This window comes from Methylobacterium sp. GC_Met_3 (assembly GCF_026540775.1).
Classification (GTDB): Bacteria; Pseudomonadota; Alphaproteobacteria; order Rhizobiales; family Beijerinckiaceae; genus Methylobacterium.
Genome location: NZ_JALNUL010000008.1, coordinates 97,321 through 120,601 on the forward strand (window position 1 = coordinate 97,321; position 23,281 = coordinate 120,601).

The following is a 23,281-nucleotide window of genomic DNA, read 5'->3' on the forward strand; positions in this document are numbered from 1 at the left end:
GATGAGCACCGACGTGACCGAACCCGCCGCCGAGCCGACGCGCGTGAAGATCTACACGGACGGCGCCTGCTCGGGGAATCCCGGGCCGGGCGGCTGGGGCGCGATCCTGATCTTCGGCGATACTCGGAAGGAACTCTCCGGGGGCGAGGCCCACACCACCAACAACCGCATGGAGATCCTGGCGGCGATCGAGGCGCTGGAGGCGCTGAAGCGTCCCTGCCGGGTCGACCTGTTCACCGACTCCCAGTACCTGCGCCAGGGCGTCACCAGTTGGATCCACAACTGGAAGGCGCGGGGTTGGCGCACCGCCGACAAGAAGCCGGTGAAGAACGAGGATCTCTGGCGCCGCATCGACGCCGCCCGGGAACGCCACGAGGTGGCGTGGCACTGGGTCAAGGGCCATGCCAGCGACCCGCTGAACAACCGGGTCGATGCGCTGGCGGTGGCGGCGATGCTGCCGTTCAAGCGGCTCTGAGATCGAGACTGGCGAGGACTCCCAATCGCCAAAATCCTTCCTCCCGTACGCGGCAACGATGCCCCCGAAGCTTCCGGAGAAGCTTTCAGCTCGACCAGGGCGGCCATTGCAAAGCGACGTGCAAGATCCGAAGGATCCGCACGGCAGTCTCGTCCACGTCGTAGACGATGATGTACCGCCGGTGGACGATCAGCTCACGGGTATCCGTGACGCGGCCCGGCCGGCCAAGGGCTGGATGCTCCACCAGGCACGCGGCGCGCTCGGCGAACCGCTTGTCGAGCGTCAATGCAGCGGCTGGATTATCGGCCTCGATATAATCGTAGATTGCGTCGCGGTCCTGAAGCGCTTCAAGCGTCCAGACCAAGGCCCTCATTTCAAGGCATTAAGCCGTCGCTGCGTGGCTGACCGCTTGGCGGCGAACCGGGCTTCGACATCCTCGGTGGGGATCACGCGGCCACTCTTGGCAGAGTCCAGGCCGATCTGAACTTGCCGACGAAACCAAGCGTCATGCTGGGTTTCGTCCCGTTGCTGCTGAACGTATGCGTGCATGAAATCACGCAACAGCTGAGCGTCATTGCGGTCGCGCTCCCGCGCGACCTGAGAGAACGCAGTCTTCAGGGCTTCATCGACCTGGAAGGTGAACGTGGCCTCGCCCAAAGTCACCGTCCCCTGCCTGATGGAAGATCTTCAGGATGGTTGGAGATTACCATGCCGCGGTGGGCCGGAAAATAGCCGCATTCGAGCCCTCGGTCGTCAGATCCGGCACGGCTCTTCGGTTCTCAATCCGTCGTCCCGTCTAGCCCCAGCCAGTGCCGGCCATCGCGGGCCAGGAGATCGTCGGCCTCCTTCGGACCAGGACTGCCGGCGGCGTAAAACTTCACATCCGCCTGCGGCCAACCCTGGAGCAGCGGGTCCACCGCCGCCCAGCCGGCCTCGATGTTGTCGGCCCGCTGGAACAGCGTCGCGTCGCCGGTCATGCAATCGTACAGCAGGGTCTCGTAGCCGACATTCGGCGTGTCGGCGAAGAAATCCTTGTAGCGGAAGCCGGAGCGCACGCGGCCGATCTTCATCTGCGGCCCCGGCACCTTGACGTTGAATTCGGTGCTCACCCCGTGATCCGGGTCGATCTGGATCCGCATCACGGTCGGCCCGAGATCGGCGGTCGGCGTGTCCTCGAACATCTTGAACGGGGCCGGTTTGAACAGAACCGCGATTTCGGTGCGCCGCCCGGTCATGCGCTTGCCGGTGCGGATGTAGAACGGCACGCCGGCCCACCGCCAGTTCTCGATGTGAAGCTTCAACGCGATGTAGCTCTCGGTAACCGAGTCCTTGGCGACATGCGGCTCGTCCCGGTAGGCCGGCACGTCGCGCCCCTCGGAGGTGCCGGCCGTGTACTGGCCGCGCACCGCATCCTCCGGCGGAATCGGCCGCACGGCCTCAGCGAGCTTGGCCTTCTCGGTGCGCACGGCCTCCGCGTCGAAGGAGTTCGGTGGCTCCATGCCGACCATGCAGAGGAGCTGGAACATGTGGTTCGGCACCATGTCGCGCAGCGCGCCCGTGGGCTCGTAGAACCCGCCGCGCTCCTCGACGCCGACCGTCTCGGCCGCCGTGATCTGGATGCTGTCGATATATTCGCGCCGCCAGACCGGCTCCAGCAGCCCGTTGGCGAAGCGGAACGCCATGATCGACTGGACCGTCTCCTTCCCGAGGAAGTGGTCGATCCGGTAGAACTGGCTCTCGTCGCCCTGCTTGAGGATGCGGGCGTTGAGCTCCCGGGCCGAGGCGAGATCGGAGCCGAACGGCTTTTCGATCACCACCCGGCGGAAATTGTCGCCCTCCTGCTTGAGCAGGCCGGCCTGCCCGAGCCCGTCCACGATCGTCCCGAAGAACCGGGCCGCCACCGCACAGTAGAACACCGCGTTGCCCGTCACCTTCGCCTTGATGGCGGCGAACGTCTCCGGTTTCTCGAAATCGCCCTTCAGGTAGTGAAGGCGCTCCCGGATGAAGCCCCAGCTCTTCGGATCGATATGGTCGGCGTGGAACTCCGAGGTCGGGTCCTTGCTGAACGCCTCCAGGGTCTTGGTGAGGGTGTCGCGCAGGCCCTCGTCGGTGCCGTCGTTGTGGTCGACGCCGAGGATCGAGAAGCCCTCCGGCAGCAGCCCGGCGCCCGAAAGGTTGTAGAGCGAGGGCATCAGCAGGCGCTTGGTCAGGTCGCCGCCCGCGCCGAAGATCACCAGCGTGCAGGGCGGTGCCGGCTTGGTGCCGCAGGCCGCATCGTTCTTGAGGGCTGTCGTCTGCTCGGCCATCCCCGACTCCCGTCCATCTGCGGTGCAGCAAACCGGCGGGACAACCCGTCCTGCCGGAGGTCCGTTCCGATCAAGGGGATCCCAAAGGGCTCAGCCCTTTGGTGGGGAGCCGGGGTGAAACCCCGGCATACAGATCCCGGACCCCCGAGAGGGGGGCCAGGATCCGTACAGCAGAGCTCTGCCCTGCACCCACAAAAGGGATTCATCCCCTTTGAAACCCATGACCTGCCGAGCCTTATTCGTCGGGGCGGACCGCCTGGCCGCCCCGGTCGATCGGCAGGCTCGGGCCCTTCAGCTCGGAATCGCTCGGCAGCGACCGCACGTCCCAGCCGCCGCCCAGCGCCCGGATCAGCGTCACCGCCGCGGTAAAGCGGCTCAGCCGCACCTGCAGGGCGTTGATCTCGTTGGACACGAGCAAGCCCTGCGCGGTCACCACGGTGGTGAAGTTCTGCGTGCCGGCCCGGTACTCGTTGAGCGTGATCTCCACCGCCTTGCGCGACAGCTCGACGGCCTTGTCCTGCGCGGACTGCTGCTGGCCGAGGATGCGCAGGGCCGCCATCTGGTTCTCGACCTCCGCGAAGGCCGCGAGCACCACCTGCCGGTAATTGGCCACCTGCGCGTCGTAGGCGGCCTCGGCCGAGCGCAGGGCCGCGGTGCGGGCACCGCCGTCGAACAGCACCTCGCTGGCCGAGCCCGCCACCGACCAGAACTGGTTGGCCGCCGAGAACAGACCGTTGCGGGTGAGTCCCGAAACGCCGCCCTGGGCCGAGATCGTCACGGTGGGGAAGAAAGCCGCCACCGCGACGCCGATGCGTTCGCTCTGGGCCTGAACCAGCCGCTCGGCCTGGGCGACGTCCGGGCGCCGCTCCAGCAGATCGCCCGGGATGCCGACCGGCACGGCCGGCGGATTGCGGTTGATGCCGCCCACGGGGACCGACACCTCGGAGGGCGGGCGCCCGATCAGGGTGGCGATGGCGTTCACGTATTGCACCCGGGTCAGCCGCACCGCGATGGCCTGGGCCTCGATGGTCTGGACCTGGGTCTGCGCGGTGATGACGTCGGAGCGGGCCGCCACGCCGGCGGCATACTGGTTCTCGGTGATCGCCGCGGTCTTCTTGAAGTTCTCGACATTCTCGTCGAGCACCTTCTGGAGCGAGTCGGCGTAGCGGACCGTCAGGTAATCGGCCGCCACCTCGGCCTGGATGGTCAGGCGGGTCAGCGCGATGGTGGCGGCGTCGGATTGCGCCAGCGCCGCCTCGCTCTCGATGGTGCGGCGGGTTCCGCCGAACAGGTCCAGCTGCCAGCTCGCCTGACCGACCAGGGACTCGCTGGTGCGGACGGTGCTGCCGCTGCCGGCGCGGGTGATACTCGGGGCGCCGATCACCGTCGGGTACAGGGCGGCCTGGGCCGAGGCGACGAGCGCCCGGGCCTGCCGGTAATTCGCCACCGCCTGCCGCAGGGACTGGTTGTCGACATCGACGAGGCGGATCAGCCGGTCGAGATTCGGATCCCGGAAGACCCGCCACCAGTCACCGCGCTCGACGGCATCGCTCGGCCGCGCCTCGCGAAACCCCTTCTTGCGCGCCGCGACATAGGCCGGGCTGTCCTCCCGGACGCCGCCTTGCTTGTAGCCGAGCGGCGTCTCCACGGAGGGCCGGGAATAGTCGGGGCCGACCACGCAGCCGGTCACCAGGGGGGCGGCGAAGAGGAGGGTGGCGAAGATGGGGAGCCGACGATTGTTGGCGGACACACGTCCCAACCGTACCCTCATCCTGGGGTGCCAGAGCGCAGCGCAGGCCTCGAAGGAGCCCTCCAGAAGACGCCGCGATTCTCGGAGCCCTCCTTCGAGGCCCGCTGACTCGGTCACCTCAGGATGAGGGCGCGGGCTGGACAAACCCTCGCGCACGACCGCGGCCGCCGATGTTTCACGTGAAACCTTGACCATCATTCTCCGGCCGGCAGGGCCGCTTCTCCGCCCCGTCCGGCGCGCCTGCGGCGGTCGAGCACCCTGTGCCTGAGTCGGTCAAGGGTGAGATAGACGACGGGGGTGGTGTAGAGGGTCAGGATCTGGCTCACGATCAACCCGCCCACGATGGCGATGCCGAGCGGCCGGCGCAGTTCAGCGCCCTCGCCGTTGGCCAGGATCAGCGGCACGGCGCCGAGCATGGCCGCCAGCGTGGTCATCATGATGGGCCGGAAGCGCAGGAGACAGGCCTCCCGGATCGCATCCACGGGATTCGCGCCCCGGGTCCGCTCCGAATCGATCGCCACGTCGATCATCATGATCGCGTTCTTCTTCACGATGCCGATCAGCAGGAACACCGCGATCAGCGCGATGATGGTGAAGTCGGTCCCGGTCACCAGCAGGGCCAGCACCGCGCCGACGCCGGCCGAGGGGAGGGTGGAGAGGATCGTGAGCGGATGCACGAAGCTCTCGTACAGGATTCCCAGCACCGCGTAGACCGCCAGGATCGCCGCCAGGATCAGCAGCGGCTGGCGCGAGGCCGAGGCGACATAGTTCTTGGCCGCGCCCGCATACTCGCCGTGGATCGTGGCCGGCAGGTGCAGGTTGGCCATGGCCCGGTCGATCGCCTCGGTGGCGTCCGACAGGCTCTTGCCCGGGGCGAGGTTGAATGAGATCGTGGTCGCCACGAACAGGCCCTGGTGGCTCACCTGCGTGGGCGCGTTGCCGGGCTCGATCCGCGCGAAGGCCGAGAGCGGGACCATGGTCTCCTTGGCGGCCGAGACCGGGGCGCTCGACGAGGCGCCGCCCTTCGAGGCCGCGATGGCGTTGGCCGAGGCGTTGCGGGCGGAGTCAGACGCGATGGCGGCGGCATTCGAGGCGGTGTCGGCCGTACTCGCGGAGGCGGCAGCCGTCGCAGCCGCGCCGCCGCCGGGACTGCCGCCGACCGCGCCGGATCCGGTGGTCGCCCCCGCGACGGTCGCCGACGACCCGCTGCCCGGGCTGCTGGTGCCGGTCGCCGCATTGGTGTTGACGCCGCCCGCCGTCGCCACGGTACCGGCCACCGCGTTGGTGGTCGCCGAGCCGGCCGCGTTGCCACCCGAGGTCGAGACGTAGATCTGCTTCAGCGTCTCCGGCGTCTCCAGGTAGCGCGGCGCGATCTCCATCACGACGTGGTACTGGTTCAGCGGGTTGTAGATCGTCGAGACCTGGCGCTGGCCGAAGGCGTCGTAGAGCGTGTTGTCGATCTTGTTCGGGGTGATGCCGTAGCGGAAGGCCGTGTTGCGGTCGATCACCACCCGGCTCTCCAGGCCGCCTTCCTGTTGGTCGGAGGTCACGTCCGCGAAGGTCGGGTCCTTCTGGAGGGCCGCCACCAGCTTCGGGGCGGCGGCGAACAGCTCCTCGGGCGTGTCGCCCTGGAGGGTGTACTGATACTGGGCGAAGCTCTGACGGCCGCCCATCTGCAAATCCTGCCGGGGGAAGACGTAGAGCCGCGCGCCCGCGACTTGCGCGAGCTTCGGCCGCAGCCGCGCCATCACGGCCGAGATCGGCGCCCGCTCGTTGAGCGGCTTCAGGCCGATGAACACGTTGGCCGAGTTGGTGCCGCGCCCGCCCGTGAAGCCGACGACGCTCTCCACCGCCGGGTCGGCGCCGACGATCGCGGCCGCCTGCTTGAGCTTCTGTTCCATGGACTGGAACGAGATGCGCTGGTCGGCCTGGACGCCGCCCATCATCTGGCCGGTATCCTGCTCGGGGAAGAAGCCCTTCGGGACGATGATGTAGAGGTAGACGTTGAGCCCCACCGTGGCGAGCAGGGTCAGCAGCACGAGGCGCGGATGGGCGAGCGCCACCTCCAGCGTCCGCGCATAGGCGCCGAGCAGCCGGGAGAAGCCGCCCTCCAGCATCCGGATCAGAAGGTTTGGCCGGCGGCCCGCCGGGGATTCGCCGTGGGGGCCGTGCCCCTCGGCCCGGAGCAGCCGGGCGCACATCATCGGCGTCGTCGTAAGGGACAACACCAGGGAAATCAGGATCGACAGCGACAGGGTGACGGAAAATTCCTGGAAGATGCGGCCGACGAGGCCGCCCATCAGCAGGATCGGCAGGAACACCGCGATGAGCGACAGGCTCATCGAGATCACCGTGAAGCCGACCTCCCGGGCGCCGATCAAGGCCGCCTGGAGCCGGGGCTTGCCCTCCTCAATGTGCCGCTGGACGTTTTCCAGCACCACGATGGCGTCGTCGACCACGAAGCCGGTGCCGATGATCAGCGCGGTCAGCGACAGGATGTTGAGCGAGTAGCCCAGCAGATACATCGCCGAGAAGGTACCGATGATCGAGATCGGCACCGCCACCGCCGGGATCAGCGTCGCCCGCCAGGAGCGCAGGAAGCCGAACACCACCAGGATCACGAGGCCGACCGCCACCAGCAGGGTCTCCTCGGTGGCCGAGAGCGAGGCGCGGATCGTGGCGCTGCGGTCGCCGGTGAGCTTGATGTCGATGCCGCCGGGGAGCGAGGCCGTGATCTGCGGCAGCGCCTGCTTCACGGCGTTGATGGTCTCGACCACGTTGGCGCCCGGCTGCTTGTAGACGAACAGCAGCACGCCGGACTTGCCGTTGACGATACCGAGGTTGCGCTTGTCCTCGACGCCGTCGAGCACCTGCCCGACATCGGTGAGCTTCACGGCAGCCCCGTTGCGGTAGGCCACGATGATGTCGCGATAATCGGCGGCCTTGCGGCCCTGGTCGTTGGCGTAGAGCTGGTAGCGGCGCTCACCCGCGTCGATCTCGCCTTTCGGCGAATTGGCATTGGCCGAGGCCAGAGCCGCCCGGATGCCTTCGAGGCCGATGCCGTAGTTGAACAGGGCGGTGGGATCGAGCTCGACCCGCACCGCCGGCAGGGAGGAGCCGCCGATATCGACGTTGCCGACCCCGGGGAGCTGCGACAGCTTCTGCTGCACCACCGTGGCGGCGGAATCGTAGACCTGGCCACGCGTCAGCGTCTCCGAGGTCATGCCGAGGATGATGATCGGCGTGTCGGCGGGGTTGAACTTCCGGTAGGTCGGGTTCTGCCGCAGCGCAGTCGGCAAGTCGGCGCGGGCCGCGTTGATGGCCGCCTGGACGTCGCGGGCCGCGCCGTCGATGTCGCGGTTCAGGCCGAACAGCAGCACGATCCGGGTCGAGCCCAGCGTGTTGGTCGACGTCATCTCGTTGACGTCCGCGATGGCGCCGAGCCGCCGTTCCAACGGCGCCGCCACGGTGGTGGCCATGGTGTCGGGGGAGGCGCCGGCCATCTGGGCCTGGACCAGGATGACCGGGAAGTCGATCTGCGGCAGCGGCGCCACCGGCAGCTTCAGGAACGCGAACAGCCCGGCAAGCAGCACCCCGATGGTCAGCAGCGTGGTCGCGACCGGGCGCCGGATGAACGGCTCGGAGATGTTCACGGCAGCGCCTCGCCGCCTGCCAGATCAGGATCGCGCCGACCGGAAATCCGCCGCTCCAGCCGGTCAAACGCCAAATAAATCACCGGTGTCGTGAACAGCGTCAGCACCTGGCTGACGATCAAACCGCCTGCGATGCAGATGCCGAGCGGCTGGCGCAGCTCCGAGCCCACCCCGGTGCCGAGGATCAGCGGCACCGCGGCGAACAAAGCCGCCAGGGTCGTCATCAGGATCGGCCGGAAGCGCAGCAGGCAGGCTTGGAAGATCGCCTCCCGGGGATCGAGCCCGTCCTCGCGCTCGGCCTGGAGCGCGAAGTCGATCATCATGATCGCGTTCTTCTTCACGATGCCGATCAGCAGCACGATGCCGATCACCGCGATGATGTCGAGCGACAAGCCGAACAGCATCAGGCCGAGCAACGCCCCGATCCCCGCCGACGGCAGGGTCGAGAGGATCGTGATCGGGTGGATGAAGCTCTCGTAGAGCACGCCCAGCACGATGTAGACCGTGACGATCGCCGCCAGCACGAGGAACAGCTCGTTGCCGAGCGCCGACTGGAAGGCGAAGACTGAACCCTGGGGCACCACCCGGAACGAGGGCGGCAGCCCGATCTCGGCCTTGACCGCGTCGATCGCCTCGACTGCCTGTCCCAGGGCCGCGCCGGGGGCGAGGTTGAACGACACGGTGGTGGCCGGGAACTGGCCGAGATGCGAGATCAAGAGCGGCGCCCGCCGCTCGCTGATCCGCGCCACCGCGGAGAGCGGCACCTGCCCGTTGGTCGCCGTGGAGGAGGGCAGGTAGATCGAATCGAGGCTGCGGAGCGTCGTGTGCAGCTTCGGATCGGCCTCCAGGATCACCCGATACTGGTTGGACTGGGTGAAGATCGTCGAGATGATCCGCTGGCCGAAAGCGTCGTAGAGGGCGTTGTCGATGGTCGCCGGGGTGATGCCGTAGCGGCCGGCTGTGGGCCGGTCGATGGTCACGTAGGCGGCGAGCCCCTCGCCCTGGTGGTCGCTGGCCACGTCCCGCACCACGGGCGATTGCGCCAGCGCCTCGGTGAAGCGGGGCACCCAGGTCTCGAAATCCTCGATGTTCGGGCTTTCCAGGATCACTTGGTACTGGGTCGCCGAGACCGCCGTGTCGATTGTCAGGTCCTGGACCGGCTGCATGTAGAGCCGCATGCCGGGCTGGTTGGCGGCCGCTGCCGAGATCCGCCGGATGATCGCGCTGGCGGACGCCGTGCGCGCGTCCCGGGGCTTCAGGTTGATCAGCATCCGGCCGGAATTGAGCGTGACGTTCTGGCCGTCGACCCCGATGAACGACGACAGGCTGGCGACGTCCGGGTCCTTCAGGACGAGCTCGGCCATGCGCTGCTGGCGCTCGGCCATGGCGGCGTAGGAGACCGATTGGTCGGCCTGGGTGATGCCCTGGATCACGCCGGTATCCTGGACCGGGAAGAAGCCCTTCGGGATCACCGCGAACAGGTAGACGGTCAGCCCCAGCGTCCCCACCGCCACCAGCAGGGTCAGGCCCTGGTGGTTCAGCACCACCCGCAGCGCCCGGCCGTAGGCCTCGATCGTGCCGTCGATGGCGCGCCGGCCCAGCCGGGAGATCGCACCCTCGCGACGGCGGACCTGCGCCTCGGGCACGTGCTTCAGGAGCCGGGCGCAGAGCATCGGCACCAGGGTCAGCGACACCACCGCCGAGATCACGATGGTGGCGGCCAGCGTGATGGCGAATTCGTGAAACAGCCGCCCGACCACGTCGCCCATGAACAGAAGCGGGATCAGCACGGCGATCAGCGAGACGGTCAGCGAGATGATCGTGAAGCCGATCTCGCGGGAGCCCTTGAGCGCCGCCTCGAGCGGTGAATCGCCGGCCTCGACGTGGCGGGCGATGTTCTCGATCACCACGATGGCGTCGTCGACCACGAAGCCGGTGGCGATGGTCAGCGCCATCAGCGACAGGTTGTCGAGGGAGAAGCCGTACAGGTCCATCACCGAAAGGGCGCCGACCAGCGACAGGGGTACCGACAGGCTCGGGATCAGGGTCGCCGACAGGCTGCGCAGGAACAAAAAGATCACCAGCACGACGAGCGCGATGGCGAGGCCCAGCTCGAACTGCACGTCCTCCACGGAGGCGCGGATCGTGGTGGTCCGGTCGGTGAGCGGCGCCACCGCCACGGCGGTCGGCAGGCTCGCCTGCATCTGCGGCAGCAGCGCCTTGATCTTGTCGACCGTGGCGATGACGTTGGCGCCCGGCTGGCGCTGGATGTTGAGGATCACCGCCGGGGTCGCGTCGGCCCAGGCGCCGAGCTTGGTGTTCTCCGGCCCCTCGACCACGTCGGCCACCTCCGAGAGCATCACCGGGGCGCCATTGCGATAGGCAATGATCGCCGCATTGTAGGCCTTCGGGTCTCGGATCTGGTCGTTGGCGTTGATCGCGTAGGATTGCTTGGGCCCGTCGATCGTGCCCTTCGGCGTGTTGACGTTGAGGTTGGTGATGGTGGTGCGCAGGTCGTCGATGTTGAGCCCGTAGGCGGCGAGCGCCCGCGCGTTGAACCGCACCCGGACGGACGGGCGCTGGCCGCCCGAGATGCTCACGAGACCGACCCCTGCCACCTGACTGATTTTTTGCGCCAAGCGCGACTCTGCGAGGTCGCGCACCTGGGTCAGCGGGAGCGTCTTGGAGGTGAGCGCCAGGGTCAGCACCGGCGCGTCGGCCGGGTTGACCTTGGCGTAGATCGGCGGCGCCGGCAGGTCCGAAGGGAGCAAATTACCGGCGGCGTTGATCGCCGCCTGGACCTGCTGCTCGGCGATATCGAGGGACAGGTCCAGGCTGAACTGCAGGGTGATGACCGAGGCGCCCGCGGAGGATTGCGAGGTCATCTGGTTGAGGTTGGCGAGCTGGCCGAACTGCCGCTCCAGCGGCGCGGTGACCGAGGAGGTCATCACCTCGGGGCTGGCGCCCGGATAGAAGGTCTGGATCTGGATCGTCGGATAGTCGACGGCCGGCAGCGCCGAGACCGGCAGGTTCAGGTAGGACACGCCGCCGACGATCAGGATCGCCAGCATCAGCAGTGTGGTGGCGACCGGGCGGAGGATGAAGAGGCGGGACGGGTTCATGGGCGGGACCCTTCCCTCCCCCCTCTGCGGGGGAGGGTACCCTGCGAAGCAGGGGGGGAGAGGGGAGCGACGGTGCAGAACAGGACGCGGGCCTTCATGAAGGTTGCGCCCATTTTGTAAGCGTCGCTCCCGTCTCCCGACCCCTGCTGTCGCAGGGGCCACCCTCCCCCGCAGAGGGGGGAGGGAATGAAGCGGCTATCGCGTACCAACCGCGCCCTCACTGCGCCTGACGGCGCCGGTGCCGACGACCGCCCTCCGCTGTCCCTTGCGAATCCGTCGTCGTGCCATCGGCCGGCGCAGCGGACTTCACGTCACCCTTGCCGTCCGGCTTCGCCTCGGCGGCCTTGCCGTCGCCGGCAGCCGCGGCGCCCTCGGTGATCCGCACCGGCGCGCCGTCCTTGAGCCGGTCGGTGCCGTCCGTGACGACCCGATCCCCCGGCTTCAGTCCCGAGGCCACCACGGTGTTGGTCCCGTCGGTCTCGCCCGTCTTGATCGGCCGGACCGTGACCTTGTTGTCCCCGTCCATCAGGTAGACGTAGGTGCCGGGCGTGCCCTGGAGCAGGCTCGCATTCGGCACCAGTGTCGCCTCCCGCACCGTGTCGACCGTCAGCTTGGCGTTGACGAACTGGTTCGGAAACAGCTCCTCGTCGGCGTTGTCGAACAGGGCGCGCAGCTTCACCGTGCCGGTGGTCGTGTCGATCTGGTTGTCGACCGTGTCGAGCCGGCCGGTGGCGATCTCGTGGGCGTCGCCGCGGTCGTAGGCTCGCACGGTGAGCTTGGTCCCGGCCCGCACCTGCCGCATCACCCGGGCGACGTCGTCCTCCGGCAGGGTGAAGATCACCGAGATCGGGTGGAGCTGGGTCACCACCACGATCGCCGTGGAGGCGGCCGAGATGTAGTTGCCCTGGTCGACCTGCCGGAGGCCGACCCGCCCGTCCACCGGCGCCGTGATGTGCGTGTAGGCGATGTTGAGCTTCTGCTGGTCGACGAGCGCCTGGTCGGCCGCGATCGTCCCTTCGTTCTGCTTCACCAGGGCGGCCTGGGTGTCGACGTTCTGCTTCGAGATCGAATCCTGACGGTTCAGCGTCTGGTAGCGCTGGAGGTCGAGCTTCGCGTTCTGGAGGAGCGCCTGATCGCGGGCGAGCTGGCCCTGGTACTGGGCGAGCAGCGCCTCGTAGGGCCGGGAATCGATCTGCGCGAGTTCGTCGCCGGCCTTGACGGTCTGGCCCTCGCGGAACTTCACCTGCATGAGATAGCCGCTGATCTGCGACTTCACCGTCACGGTGGCGAGCGGCGTCACCGTGCCGAGGCCCTGGAGGATCACCGGCATGTCGCCGGTCGTCACCGAGGCGATCCCCACCGCCTGCGGCATGTCGGCCCCGCCGCGCCGGCCGCCATGGCCGCCGGTATGCTGCGCCGTCGCGGGCTCGGCCCCCTTGGTGGTCCGGGCCTCGTACCAGCGATGGCCGATCGCCCCGGCGCCGGCGAGCAGCACCAGGATCACGAGCCAGCGGATTGGCCGGAACCGCCGCCGCCCGACATCGCGCGCGGGCGTCTCACCGGGCTGGTAGGCGCGGGCGGTGTCGGTCCGGATCGGTGAACTCTCGTTCATGTCTGACTCGTGTCTGACGGCAGCCCGGGCCCGCCGCACTGGCGACCATGGAAGGCCCTAGCCCCGCGTGTCCAAACCCCTGTGCCGGCCCCCGCGACGCCGGTCCCGGAGGCTGAGTCTGAGATCGTTGCCGATTCGTGTCGTGGCGCGGCGGAAACGACACCTGACGCGGAGTCCAAGCCCATGATGTTATCTGGGGCCTGTACGGCTCCTGACTGCGGCGACATCTTCGCCACCAGGACAGTGTCGAAGCGTTGCCCGCCCAATGCGCCGTCACTAGGGCGGTGAGGTTTCAGTCGTGTTGCTGGTGTTCCTGTTGCGGAGCCGCATAAGCGCGCAGCACTGCCTGGAGCGCCCCGTCCACAGGGGTCACCGGCAGGGCGCGCCGCAGGGTCACGCCAAGACCCGCGATCAGCAGTGCGAGGAGAAGGCAGCGTGAGGCCGTCCGCATCGTCGGTTCCGAACGGTCGCTGGCGATCTTGGCTTCGCACGGCGACCGCGAGATCGGCCGCTCCCGATCGGGCGGCGGAGTTCCGGTCGAAAGCCTAGCCCCAAAACGTCGAAAGGACCACCGACCCGCAAGTCGATGGTCCTTCGAGAGGACCGGGGCGGCTTCCTGATGGCAGAGCGAGGGGGCGAAGCCCTGCCGGCAGGTGTGCCGCACCGGCCGTGACGAGAAACTACGATACGAGTGATGAAAGTCAACATTCGTCAGCCGTCAGATTCCGGAGGCGCGATGCGTCTGTGCGCATGCGCACATTCCGCAAGGATCGGTGGCCATGCTACAGGCCGGCCATGCTGAGCCCGTCCCGGCCCGACCACCCGTTTCACGCCGCATGAATCCGGTCTTCGCGACGCTGCCCACGACGGTGTTCGAGACGATGTCGCGGCTCGCCCAGGCCCACGGCGCGGTCAATCTCGGCCAAGGCTTCCCCGACGATCCCGGGCCCGCCGACATCCGCCAGCACGGTGCCCGGGCCCTGGTCGACGGCTGGAACCAGTACCCGCCGATGATGGGCGTGCCGGCCCTGCGTCAGGCGATCGCGGCGCATTACGCGGCGCATCAGGGTCTCGCCCTCGATCCGGAGACCGAGGTGATGGTGACCTCCGGCGCCACCGAGGCGCTGGCCGGTGCGTTGCTGGCGCTGGTCGAGCCCGGCGACGAGGTCGTGCTGTTCGCGCCCATGTACGACGCCTACCTGCCGCTGGTCCGACGCGCCGGCGGCGTGCCGCGGGTCGTGACCCTGACGCCGCCGGCGTTCCGCCTCGACGAGGCTGCCCTGGAGGCGGCCTTCAGCGACCGCACCCGGGTCGTGCTTGTGAACAATCCGCTCAACCCCAGCGCCACCCTGTTCGGACAGGACGATCTCGCGCTTCTGGCCCACTATTGCCGCCGCTTCGACGTGACGGCGCTGTGCGACGAGGTCTGGGAGCACGTGGTCTTCGATGGCGCGCGCCATACGCCGCTCATGGCGCTGCCCGGCATGCGCGAGCGGACCGTGAAGATCGGCTCGGCGGGCAAGATCTTCTCGCTCACCGGCTGGAAGGTCGGCTTCGTGATGGCCGATGCCCGGCTGATGCAGGGGCTAGCCAAGGCGCATCAGTTCCTCACCTTCACCACGCCGCCGAACCTCCAGGAGGCGGTAGCGTACGGCCTCGCCAAGCCCCCGGATTGGTTCGACGCCATGCGGGCGGGTTATGCCCGGTCCCGGGACCGGCTGGCCGGCGGATTGCGGGCGCTCGGCTTCGATGTCCTGCCGGCCCAGGCGACGTGGTTCCTCAACCTCGACATCGCGGGCCTCGGCCTCGGGGACGATGCCGCGTTCTGCGAGGCGCTCGTCACGCGGCACGGCGTGGCGGCGATCCCGGTGAGCGCCTTCTACCCCGATGCCTCCATGCGGACCCTCGTGCGCATCTGCTTCGCCAAGGACGACGCCACCCTGGACACCGCCCTCGACCGGATGAGCGGGCTCGCCCGGAGCCGGCCATGACGGACGCGGGGCCATTCCTTGCGGGGATCCGACCGTGGGGCCACATCGTTGAAAGCGATGGCTTCCGCACGGACCGCAACCATGGATTTTACCCAGGCCCCCCCGACCGGCCGCTTCGCCCGGACCGAGACCCGTCCCGGCGGCGAGGACCGCCTCGGCGCCCGCCCGCCCTTCCTGTCGGCGGATCTCGGCCGGGAGGCGAGCCTCGCCCGGCTGGAGACGCTGGCCCACCTGATGGACACGGCCTTCGTGATCCCGGGGATCAACCGGCGGGTCGGGTTCGACGCGCTGATCGGCCTCGTGCCGGTGATCGGCGACGTGGCCGGCATGGTGATCTCGTCCTTCATCGTCTACGAGGCCAAGCGCCTTGGAGCGCCGGGCTGGCTGGTGGCCCGGATGGGGCTCAACGTGGCCTTCGACGGTCTGATCGGCGCGGTGCCGATCGCGGGCGACCTGTTCGACGCGGCCTTCAAGGCCAACCGCCGGAACGTCGGCCTGCTGCGCCGCTGGATGGAGCGCAGCGGCGGCCTGCGCCCGAGCGAGATCGAGGGCACCGCGACCCGGCTCGACGGCTGAGGGGTGTTGGAGGGACGGGCACCGTCCTTCCGCCCACGGGCCCGGCGCGCTTGAAAACCGAGACTGGGCGCTTCCGCTTCTCTTCCTCCCCCCGCAGAGGGGAGAGGGGGATACGTGGAGAGACCTATCCACGTCTCCGACCCAGATGCGTCGGTTGCGCCATCCATAGCGCGGGGTGGCCGAGCCCCCGTCGGCTTGGGAGCCTCCAGCCATGAACGAACTTGCCCGCCCCGGCGACGGCATGGCCGTGCCCGCTCCGATGCCGGGCGCCCAACCGCTCGTCCTGCGGCCGGACGAGGGCGCCCCCCCGCCGCTCGCCCCGGCCGGGCGCCGTGGCCTGTCGCCGATCAACCGGCGGCGGCTCGACAATTTTCGCCGCAACCGCCTCGGTTTCGCGTCGTTCCTGATCTTCACGATCCTGTTCGTCGCCAGCCTGTTCGCCGAGTTCATCGCCAACGATCGGCCGATCCTCCTGTCCTACAAGGGCGAGTGGCTGGTGCCGGTGCTGGTCGACTACCCGGAGGAAAAGTTCGGCGGCTTCCTCGCGCAGACCGATTACCGCTCCTCCGAGATCCGCAAGGAGATCGCGCAGAACGGCTGGGCGCTCTGGCCGCCGATCCGCTTCTCCTACGACACGATCAACGAGGATCTGCCGACCCCCTCGCCGTCGCCACCGACCTGGATGCTCACGGACGCGCAGTGCCGGCCGGTCGCGGAAAAGCTCGGCGGCACGACCTGCGCCGACATCCCCCAGCACTGGCTCGGCACCGACAACACCACCCGGGACGTGCTGGCGCGGGTGATCTACGGCTTCCGCATCTCGGTGCTGTTCGGCCTGATCCTGGCCGCGGTCTCGTCGGCCATCGGCGTGGTGGCGGGGGCCGTGCAGGGTTATTTCGGCGGCTGGGTCGATCTCGCCTTCCAGCGCTTCATCGAGATCTGGGGCGGGATCCCGACCCTCTACCTGATCATCATCATCTCGGCCTTCATCGCGCCGGGCTTCTTCGTGCTGCTCGGGATCATGCTGCTGTTCTCCTGGGTGGCGCTGGTCAGCGTCGTGCGCGCCGAGTTCCTGCGCGCCCGGAACTTCGAGTATGTCCGCGCCGCCCGGGCGCTCGGCCTGTCGAATATTCGGATCATGACGGTCCACCTGCTGCCGAACGCCATGGTGGCGACGCTGACCTTCCTGCCGTTCATCCTGAACGGCTCGATCACGACCCTGACCTCGCTGGACTTCCTCGGCTTCGGCCTGCCGCCGGGTTCGCCCTCGCTGGGCGAACTCCTTGCCCAGGGCAAGGACAACCTCACGGCACCCTGGCTCGGGCTCACGGGCTTCCTGGTGATCGCCGTGATGCTGAGCTTGCTCGTCTTCGCCGGCGAAGCCGTGCGCGATGCATTCGACCCGCGCAAGACCTTTGCCTGACCCTCGGGTTGGCAGGACTTGAGGTTATCGGCGCGCGAATCAGTCGGATGCCCGACGGGGCCGAATGTCGCTGCGGCCCGCGGGTTTCACGAAATCTTGCGCGGAGACTGCTGATGTTCTGTGCAGAGCGCTAAACCCGAACGCTGGACCGTCCGAGACTGCGATCGCCTCGGGGCGTAAAGGTCTCTCCCATCTACGAAAACTAGCTTTCAGGATCCGCCCAGCATTCGCGCGTCAGACCGCGATAAAGCGACTGCGAAGTGCCTTCCCGTTGTCGCCAATGCAACCGCACCCTGTAGAGACGGGCTCTTAATGCACACTTAGACTTATGTCCGCGCGCAGATCCGTATAAGGGTGAGCTTGCTTTTTCCGACCGGTGTCTTAACTCGCGAAAAGAGCGGTTCCCACCAGGTTTTGAAGCAAGGAAGAGAAAATGTCTGACGCTGTGCTGACAGCCCAACTGGATTACATCGAACGGACCGTGGACGTCGTCGCGGCCTACGTTTCCAACAACTCGCTGCCCTCGGCCGAATTGCCCAGCCTGATCGCGAGCATCCACGGCGCGTTGAATTCGATCGCCTCCGGATCGGTCACCCCGGTCGTCGACACGGTCGAGCGGCCGACCCCGGCCCAGATCCGCAAGTCGATCCGGCCCGACGGCCTGATCAGCTTCATCGACGGCAAGTCGTACAAGACGCTGAAGCGCCACCTCACCAAGCACGGCCTGGACCCGCAGACCTATCGCGAGCGCTTCGGGCTGCCGGCCGATTACCCGACCACGTCGGCGAATTACTCGGCGCAGCGCTCGGCACTGGCCAAGAGCCTCGGCCTCGGTCAGCCCGGCCGCGGCCAGCAGGCCGATCAGGACGATGAGGCCGCTGACGATACGGTTTCCGCCGCCCCGCAGGGCCGGCGCCAGGGTGCCGCGGGCCGCGGCCGCCGCAAGAACGAGGCGGCCTGAGGGCTCGCCAGGAGGGTCGGCTCCGGTTCAGGCCGCGAGCCGTCCCTCCAGCGGGAAGACCTTGGCGGGGTTCAGCATCCAGTCCGGATCGAACACCGCCTTGACCCGCATCTGCTGATCGAGATCGACCTGATCGTACTGGAAGCGCATCAATTCGCGCTTCTCGATGCCGACGCCGTGCTCGCCGGTCAGGCAGCCGCCGACCTCGACGCAGAGCTTCAGGATCTCGTCGCCGGCTTCCTCGGCCTTCTGCAACTCGCCGGCCTTGTTGATGTCGAACAGGATCAGCGGGTGCAGGTTGCCGTCGCCGGCGTGGAACACGTTGGCGACGCGCAGACCCTTCCCGGCGCAGATCGCGCCGATCCGCTCCAGCACCGGCCCGAGCTGGCCGGTGGGGATCGTGCCGTCCATGCAGATGTAATCGGAGATCCGGCCGGTGGCCCCGAAGGCCGATTTGCGGCCCTTCCAGATCGCGGCCGATTCCGCTTCCGAGCGCGAGACCCGCAGGCTGGTCGGGCGGAAACCTTCCGCGATGCGCTCGATCCGCGCCAGCATCGCCCCGCACTCGGTATCCGAGCCCTCGACCTCGATGATCAGCATCGCCTCGGCGTCGCGGGGATAGCCGGCCTGGGCGAAGTCCTCGGTGATCAGGATCGCCTCGCGATCCATGTATTCGATCGCCACCGGGATGATGCCGGCCGCGATGATCGCCGCAACGCAATCGCCCGCATCCTCGACCTTCGAGAAGCCGACCAGCGCCGGCCGCGCGCCCTCGGCAGCGCGCAGGATCCGCACCGTCGCCTCGGTGACGATCCCGAGCTGCCCCTCCGAGCCGCAGACGAGGCCGAGCAGGTCATAGCCGCCGGCATCGAGGTGCTGGCCGCCGATCTCCACCACGGTGCCGTCGTTGAGCACCAGGGTGACGCCGAGCAGGTTGTTGGTGGTCACGCCGTATTTGAGACAGTGCGCGCCGCCGGAATTCATCGCGATGTTGCCCGCGATGGTGCAGGCGAGCTGGCTCGACGGGTCGGGGGCGTAGAAGAAGCCCTCGTGGCTGACCGCCCCCGAGATCGCCAGGTTGGTGATGCCGCTCTGCACCCGGGCGGTGCGGTTGGCGAAATCGAGGTCGAGCACCTTGGTCATCTTGCCGACGCCGAGGATGATCGCGTCGGCCTGCGCGATGGCGCCGCCCGCCAGCGAGGTGCCGGCACCCCGGGGCACCACCCGGACGCCGTTGGCGTGGCAATACGCCATGATCGCCGAGACCTCCGCGGTGGTGGAGGGCAGCACCACGGCCAGCGGCATCTGCCGGTAGGCGGTCAGCCCGTCGGTCTCGAAGGCCCGGCGCTCGTCCTCGCTCACCACCAGAGCCTCCGGCGCCACCAGGGGCGCGAGGCCGGCCAAAATCGCCTCGCGCCGGGCGAGGATGGCGGGATCGGGGTCGGGGAAGCGGATCGACATGGGGCTGGAGCCCTCGATTTGTGTGGCGTGCCGGCAGCATGGACCCGGGCGGGCGCGGCTTCAACCGCGTTGCGGGCGGCCGACCTGCGGCGCTGCGTCGTCCCGGCGTCACATTTCAACCACGACGGCTGCCTAGCGTCGGCGTTCACGCTTCGCATCGCCGGCCCGGCCGCCGGGTTCAGAACGGAACCGATGAACGCTCCCGCCTCCAGCGCCCTGCGCGACGACCTCTACGACGCGCCGGCGCCGCATCTGGCCACCACCCGGGATCTCGGGATCCGCAGCCTGCAGCTCGGCATCGCAGCCCTCCAGGAGGCGAGCGCGGCGTTCCAAGGCCGGCTCGGCGTGGCCTTCGAGGAAGCGGTGCAGACGATCCTGCAGAGCAAGGGCCGGGTGATCGTCAGCGGCATCGGCAAGAGCGGCCATGTCGGGCGCAAGATCGCCGCGACGCTGGCCTCCACCGGCACCCACGCGTTCTTCGTCCACCCCACCGAGGCAAGCCACGGCGACCTCGGGATGATCGCCCGGGACGACGTGATCATCGCGCTGTCGTGGTCGGGCGAGACCGCGGAACTGTCGGACCTCGTGGGCTTCAGCCGCCGCTTCTCGATCCCGCTGGTCGCCATCACACGCAACGGCGAGAGCACGCTCGGCCGGGCCGCCGACGTGCTGCTGGAGCTGCCCCGGGTCCGCGAATCCTGCCCGCACGACCTCGCGCCGACCTCCTCCAGCCTGGTCCAGCTCGCGCTGGGCGACGCGCTGGCGGTGGCGCTGCTGGAGCGGCGCGGCTTCACCTCGGCGCGCTTCCACACGCTCCATCCCGGCGGCACGCTCGCCGCCCGCCTCAAGACCGTGCAGCAGGTGATGCACGGGCCGCAGGACATGCCGCTGGTCCACGAGACCGCGCTGATGTCCGAGGTGCTGATCGAGATCGCGGCGCGGCGCTACGGCTGCGTCGGCGTCACCGATGGGGCCGGGCGCCTCGTCGGCATCGTTACGGACGGCGACCTGCGCCGCCACATGGGCCCGGCGCTCCTCGACACGCAGGTCTCCACGATCATGACCCGCGATCCGGTCACCGTGGAGCCGCACAAGCTCGCCCAGGCGGCGCTGGAAGTGATGAACCGTCGGCTCATCACCGCGATCTTCGCGGTCACGGACGGGCGGCCGGTGGGCATCGTCCACGTCCACGACCTGCTGCGCGCCGGCATCGCCTGACCGGCCAGGGCTCTGCCCTGGCGACCCGTCAAAGGGCGACGCCCTTTGGAATCCCGGGTATCACAGCGCGAAATCGGGACAGGCCTTACAGCCGCGCCAGCAGCTCTGCCTTCTTGTCGGAGAATTCCCGGTCGGTGAGCACGCCCCGGGCGTGCAACTCGGCCAGCCGCTCGATGGTGGCGAGCACGTCGCCGGGCGGAGCTTGATCCGGCACGGGTGCCGGTGTCGGAGCCTCCGCCGGATCCGCCTGCCGCGGGGCAGCTGTCTCCGCCTCGATGCGGCGCAGCCGGGCGAGATCGATGGCGCCGGCCTGACCGGTGAAGCCGAGGCTGCCGTTCGCTTGCGAGACCCCCGTGATGTGGTGCTCGCCCGTGTCGTAGACCGCCACGCCTGCCCCCGATTCGACAGCAAGCCGCCGGCTCTCCGGAAAATAGGCGTAGCGCATCCCGTTCTGCGAGCCGGTGCTCGCGGGGGACCCGAGATCCGCCGGCCACCATTCGCCGCCACCACGCCGCGACGCCGGGGCCGTCTCCGAAAATCCGCTCGCCGGCAGCGCGGCGGCGAGTTCGGTGCAGAGGGCATCGACCCGCGCCTTCAGCCCGTTGTCGAACATCCGGCCGACCATCACCATGCCGCCCGAAAACCACTGGCCCATCCCGCCGAGGTCGGGATGGTCGAACTGCGCCATGGTGCCGTGGCCGCGCTCCAGCGCCCGCACGAGGTGACGCACCGCATCGAGGCTGACCCCGTGGCGCTCGGCGACGCTCTGCAGGCCCGAGGCATGGTCGAACCGCCCGTCATCGAGGAACGCGGCGGCCGTGGTGCCGCTGTCGGACGAACCCATGAGCCAGCTCCCGAATGTCATAGGGCGGATAGGACATGCCTGGGCTCGGCTCGAAGATGACGCCGGCCGGGCTCAGGACGGATCTGCAATGCGGACACAATCCGCAGTTGCTGGCACCGGTTCCGGCCCGCGTCAGCCCGCGGCCGGCGGGAACGGCCCCGCGATGGTGAAGTCGGTGATCGGCCGGCGGCCGTTCGGGGTCTCCCGCGGCCGCTGCTCCTCGGTGAGCTCGGCTTCCGGAATCTTGCGGCCGACCGCGAAGGCGGCCTCGATCCGGTGGTTCTCGGGCAGGCGCAGCACTTCCGGGGCGCGGACATGGTCGAAGCCGACCATGCCGTGGGCGTGCCAGCCCTGGTGGATCGCCTGGAGCTGGAACGCCAGGGAGGCGGTGCCGGCATCGAAGGAGTGGCTGTAGGAGGGTTTCAGCTCATCCCCGACCTTCATGAACCCGTTCGAGACCAGGAACAGGATCGCGCCGGTGCCCGAGACCCATTTCTGATTGCCGGGCACCAGCAGGCCGAGGAACGTCTCCCAATGAGCATCGCCCCGGAGCGCGTAGAGGAAGCGCCAGGGCTGCGAGTTGTAGGCCGAGGGCGACCAGCGCGCCGCCTCGATCATCCGCAGCAGCTCGGATTCGGGCACGGCCTCGCCCGTGAAGGCCCGGGGCGAGTGCCGCTTCACGAAGACCGGATCGATGGCGTGGTCGGGCTGGCGGGGCGGGGGCAGGCTCAAGGCTTCGTCTCCGGAGGGCGTGGGCGCCCGACTGGCCGAGCTTGCCCGAAAGGGCCGGTCGGAGGCAACGGCGGCCTCACGCCACGCTGCGCTCGATCTCCTCCTCGTCGCAGATCACGCCGGCATTGCCCTCGAATTCCGCGGCGAGGTCCACGGGCGCGTGGGTCGGGGCCGGGGAGACCCGGTCGCGCGCAAAGGTCGCCAAGAACAGGCGCATGACGTGGCGGACGCCCGCGTCGTTGATGGTGCGCTGGTCCTCGTTGTAGTAGCGCCCGGCATTCACGTTGCTGGTGACGATGTCGTAGGCGGGGAAATAGACCGCCCGCGGGTCGCCCCGGCCGACCACCTCGCCGGCCGCCACCCGCAGCACCGACTTGGAGTAGCTGTTCGACTCCATCACGTGCCGGTCCATGTAGGTGGCGATCATCGGCACCGGCGAGACCGTGAAGATCACCCGCGCCTTCGGGTTCACGCTCCAGAGCCGGTCGAGGAAGCCGTTGAGGTCGCCCAGCACCTCGCCCGCGCCCGCGTTGACGCACGCGTAGAGGTCCGGATCGAAGGTGCCGCCCGCGACGCCGGGGGCGAGCGGCAGCGCCGCGCCATCGGCCCGCCAGCGCCAGCCCTCCGTGAGGCCGAGCGTCAGCACGAACACGTCGAGCGTCTCGAACAGGCGGCGCACCTCGGCGAGATGCGCGTCGCGGGCCGCGATCACCTCGGCCTCGCTGGCGAAGCCCGCCGGCTCGACCGTGGGGCGGAACGGGTCGACGTAGCGGCCGTCGTCGCGCAGCCAGGCCTTCAGCTCCGGCTCGAATTGCCCGTAGGCCCGGTCGAACAGCTGCACGAATTGGCGCGTGTAGTAGAGGTTGCCGTAGCGCGCCGAGAACGTGCCGAACTGGCGGGCATTGGCCTCCTCGGCGCTCATGCCGGGAGTCGGCGGCTCGGTCAGATAGTAGTTGAACCCGGCGCCCCGCACCGCCTCGGCCACCCGCTGCGCGAAGCAGGAGCCGCCGGTGGCGACCTTGTCGGTCGGCGCGATCACGAACGTGTCCTTCGGGTGCGGATTGACCGCGAAGGGCGGCACATTGGTCACGACCTTGCGCCAGAATCGCTCGGCCGGTAGACCCGTATACGGATTCAACGCCATCTTCGAACCCTCT

At 68.7% G+C, this 23,281-nt stretch carries 18 protein-coding genes; 6 read left to right on the top strand and 12 right to left on the bottom strand.

What is annotated here, in order from left to right:
- Position 1 precedes the first annotated feature (1 nt).
- The gene (gene rnhA, locus OXS27_RS13160; protein ID WP_267356547.1) at positions 2-475 is read left to right on the top strand and encodes a ribonuclease HI; all 474 of its coding nucleotides are present in this window, start codon (positions 2-4) and stop codon (positions 473-475) included.
- 85 nt (positions 476-560) lie between these two features.
- Here rnhA and OXS27_RS13165 read toward each other — a convergent pair whose 3' ends face one another.
- From OXS27_RS13165 to OXS27_RS13200, 8 genes are all read right to left on the bottom strand, one after another.
- A complete protein-coding gene (locus OXS27_RS13165) occupies positions 561-848 on the bottom strand; it encodes a type II toxin-antitoxin system RelE/ParE family toxin (RefSeq protein ID WP_267356548.1) in 288 nt (95 codons plus the stop codon).
- Positions 845-1,132 (bottom strand): hypothetical protein, encoded by a 288-nt coding sequence (locus OXS27_RS13170; protein WP_243917571.1) that lies wholly within the window; start codon positions 1,130-1,132, stop codon positions 845-847. Before OXS27_RS13170 ends, OXS27_RS13165 begins: the two co-directional genes overlap by 4 nt.
- Before the next feature lie 122 nt (positions 1,133-1,254).
- Positions 1,255-2,781, bottom strand: a complete 1,527-nt coding sequence (gene zwf / locus OXS27_RS13175; protein WP_267356549.1) for a glucose-6-phosphate dehydrogenase — start codon at positions 2,779-2,781, stop codon at positions 1,255-1,257.
- Between the two features lie 235 nt (positions 2,782-3,016).
- A complete protein-coding gene (locus OXS27_RS13180) occupies positions 3,017-4,531 on the bottom strand; it encodes an efflux transporter outer membrane subunit (protein WP_267356620.1) in 1,515 nt (504 codons plus the stop codon).
- Between the two features lie 194 nt (positions 4,532-4,725).
- Positions 4,726-8,184 carry an efflux RND transporter permease subunit gene (locus tag OXS27_RS13185; protein ID WP_267356550.1) on the bottom strand — a complete coding sequence of 1,153 codons (3,459 nt, stop codon included), beginning with the start codon at positions 8,182-8,184 and terminating at the stop codon, positions 4,726-4,728.
- On the bottom strand, positions 8,181-11,306 hold the full coding sequence (locus OXS27_RS13190) for an MdtB/MuxB family multidrug efflux RND transporter permease subunit (protein WP_267356551.1): 3,126 nt from the start codon (positions 11,304-11,306) through the stop codon (positions 8,181-8,183). Before OXS27_RS13190 ends, OXS27_RS13185 begins: the two co-directional genes overlap by 4 nt.
- A gap of 217 nt (positions 11,307-11,523) precedes the next feature.
- Positions 11,524-12,918 carry an MdtA/MuxA family multidrug efflux RND transporter periplasmic adaptor subunit gene (locus OXS27_RS13195; protein WP_243917581.1) on the bottom strand — a complete coding sequence of 465 codons (1,395 nt, stop codon included), beginning with the start codon at positions 12,916-12,918 and terminating at the stop codon, positions 11,524-11,526.
- Between the two features lie 292 nt (positions 12,919-13,210).
- A complete protein-coding gene (locus tag OXS27_RS13200; RefSeq protein WP_243917583.1) occupies positions 13,211-13,369 on the bottom strand; it encodes a hypothetical protein in 159 nt (52 codons plus the stop codon).
- Between the two features lie 385 nt (positions 13,370-13,754).
- Between OXS27_RS13200 and OXS27_RS13205 the strand changes: the two genes are divergently transcribed.
- From OXS27_RS13205 to OXS27_RS13220, 4 genes are all read left to right on the top strand, one after another.
- Positions 13,755-14,909: an aminotransferase gene (locus OXS27_RS13205; RefSeq protein ID WP_267356622.1), complete on the top strand. Its 1,155-nt coding sequence runs from the start codon at positions 13,755-13,757 to the stop codon at positions 14,907-14,909.
- Between the two features lie 81 nt (positions 14,910-14,990).
- Positions 14,991-15,485 (top strand): DUF4112 domain-containing protein, encoded by a 495-nt coding sequence (locus tag OXS27_RS13210; RefSeq protein WP_267356552.1) that lies wholly within the window; start codon positions 14,991-14,993, stop codon positions 15,483-15,485.
- Between the two features lie 211 nt (positions 15,486-15,696).
- Positions 15,697-16,908: an ABC transporter permease gene (locus OXS27_RS13215; RefSeq protein ID WP_267356553.1), complete on the top strand. Its 1,212-nt coding sequence runs from the start codon at positions 15,697-15,699 to the stop codon at positions 16,906-16,908.
- A 433-nt stretch (positions 16,909-17,341) separates the two neighbouring features.
- Positions 17,342-17,869: a MucR family transcriptional regulator gene (locus OXS27_RS13220; RefSeq protein ID WP_243917595.1), complete on the top strand. Its 528-nt coding sequence runs from the start codon at positions 17,342-17,344 to the stop codon at positions 17,867-17,869.
- 27 nt (positions 17,870-17,896) lie between these two features.
- On the opposite strand, the gene OXS27_RS13225 is transcribed toward OXS27_RS13220, so the two are convergent.
- Positions 17,897-19,330 carry an FAD-linked oxidase C-terminal domain-containing protein gene (locus tag OXS27_RS13225; protein ID WP_243917596.1) on the bottom strand — a complete coding sequence of 478 codons (1,434 nt, stop codon included), beginning with the start codon at positions 19,328-19,330 and terminating at the stop codon, positions 17,897-17,899.
- Between the two features lie 192 nt (positions 19,331-19,522).
- On the opposite strand from OXS27_RS13225, the gene OXS27_RS13230 reads away from it, so the two are divergent.
- Complete coding sequence (locus OXS27_RS13230) at positions 19,523-20,548, top strand: KpsF/GutQ family sugar-phosphate isomerase (RefSeq protein WP_243917598.1); 1,026 nt, start codon at positions 19,523-19,525, stop codon at positions 20,546-20,548.
- Positions 20,549-20,633: 85 nt separating this feature from the next.
- Here OXS27_RS13230 and OXS27_RS13235 read toward each other — a convergent pair whose 3' ends face one another.
- From OXS27_RS13235 to OXS27_RS13245, 3 genes are all read right to left on the bottom strand, one after another.
- A complete protein-coding gene (locus OXS27_RS13235; protein ID WP_267356554.1) occupies positions 20,634-21,392 on the bottom strand; it encodes an SHOCT domain-containing protein in 759 nt (252 codons plus the stop codon).
- Positions 21,393-21,524: 132 nt separating this feature from the next.
- Positions 21,525-22,124 (bottom strand): nitroreductase family protein, encoded by a 600-nt coding sequence (locus OXS27_RS13240; RefSeq protein WP_243917602.1) that lies wholly within the window; start codon positions 22,122-22,124, stop codon positions 21,525-21,527.
- Positions 22,125-22,200: 76 nt separating this feature from the next.
- Positions 22,201-23,268 (bottom strand): GSCFA domain-containing protein, encoded by a 1,068-nt coding sequence (locus OXS27_RS13245; RefSeq protein ID WP_243917604.1) that lies wholly within the window; start codon positions 23,266-23,268, stop codon positions 22,201-22,203.
- Positions 23,269-23,281: the final 13 nt, after the last annotated feature.